The organism is Gilvimarinus sp. 1_MG-2023 (assembly GCF_030548285.1).
The window spans coordinates 1-237 of sequence record NZ_JAUOSC010001680.1 but is presented as its reverse complement, the minus strand read 5'-3'; the positions used below and the strand labels follow the sequence as shown (position 1 = coordinate 237).

Annotated in this window: 1 protein-coding gene; it reads right to left on the bottom strand. The window is 42.2% G+C overall.

Annotation, left to right across the window (positions count from 1 at the left end; translation table 11 throughout):
• Window positions 1-237 (bottom strand): amino acid permease (locus Q4563_RS22510; protein ID WP_303606129.1); only part of this gene is annotated, 237 nt, incomplete at both ends.

Below are 237 nucleotides of genomic sequence, written 5' to 3'. Positions count from 1 at the left end.
GCTTTGTCCGAATACGGCATTGGCATAATCGAGGAATGGCAGAGGAGAACCCAATAAAGTATCCAGGTCGAGATAAAGGCTGGCACCAAAAATAAAGGCAACAAAAATCGTAAAGATAAAAAACAATGACAAATGCATGGCCATAGGAATACTTTTCTTCGGATTTTTTACCTCACCAATCATTGGGCAAATAAATTCGACGCCCACCATGGTCCATAATGCCAACCCGATCAAGCC